Origin of the sequence: Zhongshania sp. (genome assembly GCF_041623545.1) — a bacterium.
In the GTDB taxonomy this organism is placed as follows: domain Bacteria; phylum Pseudomonadota; class Gammaproteobacteria; order Pseudomonadales; family Spongiibacteraceae; genus Spongiibacter.
The window spans coordinates 1-3,157 of record NZ_JBFJWS010000349.1 but is presented as its reverse complement, the minus strand read 5'-3'; the positions used below and the strand labels follow the sequence as shown (position 1 = coordinate 3,157).

Genomic DNA, 3,157 nt, shown 5'->3' with positions numbered 1-3,157 from the left:
CCATACTCTGTCTTGGTCCAGTAGCAGAATTTTATCCTCGACCGATGCTTGAGACGGAGCAGTGGGCCACGCGCAAAGACCTTGATGAACTGATTATGCACGACGGCTGGCAAGACTAAGGTGCAGGTCTGGCGTCGGAAGCCGGAGGTCAGACGCGGTGGCTGCAAAACGCTGGATGGGAGACGCTAAGAGCATTGGGCGGACATCAGGTGTCAGAAGTCGGACGAACGAATTAATGCTCTACGTCTAGCAACTCCCAAGAATGCTTTACGCTAGACGGGAGACGCTTAATACTCTGGCCGGAGCTCGGTTGAAGGGCGGCAAGGTCTCGCGGCCGAGCCAATTACGTCAGACGCCTGACGTCTGACTAGTTTTAGCGTTCTCCGTCTAGCGTCTCCCGTCTCCCAGCGACCTAACATAGACGAACCACGCCAATTAATTTAAGTGACACAGCTATGACCCTAACATTAATGATTCAAGGTACTACCTCTGACGCGGGTAAAAGTGTGACGGTCGCCGGACTGTGCCGAGTTTTTAAACGCCGCGGGCTAAGCGTCGCGCCCTTCAAGCCCCAGAATATGGCCTTGAACAGCGCGGTAACCCCAGAGGGCGGGGAAATTGGTCGCGCCCAGGCGGTCCAGGCCCAAGCCTGTGGTCTAGCGCCACACACCGATATGAATCCAGTACTGCTCAAGCCCAATAGCGACACCGGCGCCCAAGTGATTATTCACGGCAAGGCGCTAAGCAATATGGAAGCACAGGATTACCACGCCTATAAAAAACGCGCCATGGCAGCCGTGTTGGAGTCCCATCAACGCCTTTCTCAGCAGTACGACGTCATCGTTGTGGAAGGTGCGGGCAGCCCCGCCGAGATAAACTTACGCGCCAATGATATTGCCAATATGGGCTTTGCTGAAGCAGTCGACTGCCCCGTTGTGATTGTCGCCGACATTGATCGCGGCGGCGTATTCGCCCATTTGGTCGGCACCTTAGACTTATTATCTGAAACCGAACAAGCGCGGGTATCAGGGTTTATCATCAACCGCTTTCGCGGCGATATCGCATTGTTGCAATCAGGCCTCGACTGGCTGGAAGAGCGCACTGGCAAGCCAGTCATCGGCGTGGTGCCCTATATTCACGATTTGCACTTAGAAGCCGAAGACGCCATCGACAGCCGTCAAACCCTAAGCGAACAGACCATTAAAGTGGCGGTACCGGTATTCACTCGTATTAGTAATCACACCGACTTTGATGTGTTGCGCTTACACCCGCAGGTCGATCTAAAGTTCGTGGGTAAAGGCGAAACCATTCCGCCCTGCGATTTAATTATTCTGCCGGGCAGTAAGAGCACCCGCCGCGACTTGGAGTATTTACAAAACAACAACTGGCACAAAGATATTGAAAAACATCTGCGTTACGGCGGTAAGGTATTAGGCATTTGCGGCGGTTTTCAAATGTTAGGCGGTGCGGTCCACGACCCCGAAGGTATTGAAGGCGACGCCGGATCGAGTACTGCGCTAGGCCTGCTCGACATGGAAACCACCCTCGGCAGCAGCAAAACCCTGCGTCGGGTCAGCGGTCATTTATGGGCAGAACAGGCCAAAATACGCGGCTACGAAATCCACGCCGGCATCAGCACTGGACCTGCACTGGATTTACCTTTTGCCGATTTGGGCAGCCATCGCGACGGCGCGCGCAGCGCCGACGATCAGATTATTGGCAGCTACTTACACGGTCTCTTTGATGAAAGTGAAACCCGCGACAGCCTACTGAAATGGGCCGGCCTCAAGGACGTTGAAGAACTGGATTACGCCAGTCTTATCGAAAGCAATATCGACAGACTGGCGGATTGTTTCGAGGCGCATTTGGATATTGAGGCATTGCTAGGAGTAAAGTCGGAAGTCTGAGGTCTGGCGTCTGACGACCGCGTTCTGCCAGTACTCGTCCGAGGTCAGACTTCCGACGCCCGACTAGCGCCCCGACACCGGCATATCGGCAACTAAGCGGCTGCTCCCCGCATTAACCGTCATCACCTTCACTGTTCCAGACTCAAGCCCCGATTGCTCCGCAGTGTCGATGCCTTGCGCATAATAATATTCGGCCTGGGCGCGCTGGTGAGTCACATCCATTAAAATAAAGCCGTGGGTTTTGAGTTCAATATATTTCATGTGGGGGTTGGCAACAGGAATAGCTTCCGCAAGTAATTCTGCAGCACCGTCGGGGAAACCCGGCGAGGTCACACTCGGGGTAACAAACTCAACGCCCAATGGTTCTTCGAATATGCCGGAAGTAAGGATTGCACTGCTTTTATAAAGCTCATTCGCCCAGCTGCTGTGAATATCACCGGTTAAGACCACCATGTTTTTTATGGCATTGTCTTCAACAAAATCCAATATCTCTTCACGTTCACTTGGGTAGCCATCCCACTGATCCATATTAATCGCGACCAGTGGGCTAAAGTCCTCGGTCGGCACACCCGGTAGTAAGCGCTGAATTTCCAGCAATTGCAGCTGCGCAAACATCACCTGCTGCCCCACTATTTTCCAGGTATTCTGCGCGGTAGCCAGTTTGTGTTTAAACCAGTCTTTTTGCGCCTGCCCCAGCAAATCGCGGGCGTCGGCTCGGGCCGGATCAGCGGGATTGTCCAATTGCTTAATACGGCCTTCAATTCGAGTATCCAACATAACAAAGTCTGCTAAATCGCCGTAGCGGAAGCTGCGATAAATACTGTCTTCACTAACCGTTGGCGGCCGAATTGGCATCCATTCAAAGTAGGCTTGTATAGCTTGAGCTTTGCGCTCATGCCAATCACCCTCCCCTTCATTGTGATTATTCGCGCCATCCTTGTAGGAGTTATCCGCGGTCTCGTGATCGTCCCATACCGTGATAAAGGGATGGATCTGATGAACCGCCTGTAAATCAACATCACGACGGTAGAGCGCATAGCGGCGACGATAATCGTCCAGCACGAGTATTTCGTGCTTGGGGTCGAGAGTTCGACCGGCATTATCGCCGTACTCACCTTCGCCGTATTCGTAAATATAATCGCCAAGGTGCAAAACAAAATCGAGATCGGTGCGATTAGCGATCATCCGATACACCGAGAAATAACCATGTGGATAGCTGCTGCAAGAACACACTGCAAAACGTAAATGCT

At 52.8% G+C, this 3,157-nt stretch carries 2 protein-coding genes; one reads left to right on the top strand and one right to left on the bottom strand.

The window, feature by feature from the left end:
- The first annotated feature begins 455 nt into the window (after positions 1-455).
- Positions 456-1,907 (top strand): cobyric acid synthase, encoded by a 1,452-nt coding sequence (locus tag ABYT30_RS17655; RefSeq protein ID WP_373097802.1) that lies wholly within the window; start codon positions 456-458, stop codon positions 1,905-1,907.
- 63 nt (positions 1,908-1,970) lie between these two features.
- Here the strand turns inward: ABYT30_RS17655 and ABYT30_RS17650 are convergent.
- Positions 1,971-3,157, bottom strand: a 1,187-nt coding sequence (locus ABYT30_RS17650; RefSeq protein WP_373097801.1) for an alkaline phosphatase, incomplete at its 5' end; no start/stop codon positions are given.